Source organism: Blautia sp. DFI.1.216 (genome assembly GCF_020594215.1).
Lineage (GTDB): Bacteria > Bacillota > Clostridia > Lachnospirales > Lachnospiraceae > Blautia_A > Blautia_A wexlerae.
In genome coordinates this window covers 1-1,269 of sequence record NZ_JAJDML010000141.1, presented here as the reverse complement: position 1 = coordinate 1,269, position 1,269 = coordinate 1, and the positions used below count along the sequence as shown (strand labels likewise).

Annotated in this window: 1 pseudogene; it reads left to right on the top strand. The window is 41.6% G+C overall.

Features of this window, described 5'->3' with window-relative positions:
- A pseudogene (locus LJE11_RS19080) lies at positions 1-1,269 on the top strand (SrtB-anchored collagen-binding adhesin); the annotation flags it as partial.

Genomic DNA, 1,269 nt, shown 5'->3' with positions numbered 1-1,269 from the left:
AATTCAGAAACGAGATTTAGAAACGGGCGATACAAAGCCACAAGGAAGTGCCACTTTGAAAGATACTGCCTTTGACATCATTTCCTTAAATGATAATGCAGTATTGGTTGAGGGCAAGTTATACAAGAAAAATGAAGTGGTAAAGACAATTCGTACAGATATTGAGGGTGTCGCTTCTACTTCTTCTGACCTCTTACCTTATGGAAAATTCCGTATCGTTGAGAGTGAAGCTCCCAACGGTTACTTAACTGACGGTGCAAAGCCGATTGATTTTACAATCACAGAAAATGGAAAAATCGTGGACTTAACCGAAAAAGCCCATTCTATCTATAATCAGATTAAGCGTGGAGATATTGAGGGTGTAAAAATCGGTGCAGGCACACACAAGCGTCTTGCTGATGTTCCTTTTAGGATCACAAGCAAGACAACGGGCGAAAATCACGTCGTGGTAACTGATGATAACGGGCAATTCTCCACTTCTGCTGAATGGGCTTCTCATAAGCATAATACCAACGCAGGAAAGACCAGCGAGGACGGTGTGTGGTTTGGAACTTCTGAACCAGACGACAGCAAGGGTGCATTACCTTATGATACCTACATCATTGAAGAAATGCGTTGTGATAGTAACAAAGGCTTTGAACTTATCCCACCTTTTGAAATCGTGGTATCAAGAAATAACCTTGTGATTGATTTAGGGACGCTGACTGATGAATACGAAAAAGAAATCTCTATCCATACCACAGCGACCAGCAAGGACGGCGAAAAGACTATCCTTGCAGGAAAAGAGGTAACAATCGTTGATACGGTCAAATTAGACGGACTTACAAAAGGCTCAAAATATCAGCTCAAAGGTTGGCAGATGTTAAAGGAAGAAAACGCCGAGCTTGTCATTGACGGAAAGCGTGTAGAAAATGACTATACCTTTGTCGCTGATGATGAGGAAATGAAAATAGAAATTACATATACATTCAATGCGTCCGAGCTTGGCGGTAAAAATCTGGTAACATTCGAGGAATTATACGATTTGAGCAATTCAGACGAACCCGTAAAAGTTGCGGAGCATAAAGACATTAAGGACGACGGGCAGACGGTACTTATCACAGAGCGTATCATCAAGATACATACAACCGCTACCGATAAAGACGGCAACAAAGAGCTTGAAGCTGAAAAAGAGGTAACAATCATTGATACCGTAACCTTAGAGGGCTTAGAAATCGGTACACAGTACAAACTTGTGGGCTGGCAGATGTTGAAAGAAGAAAATGCAGA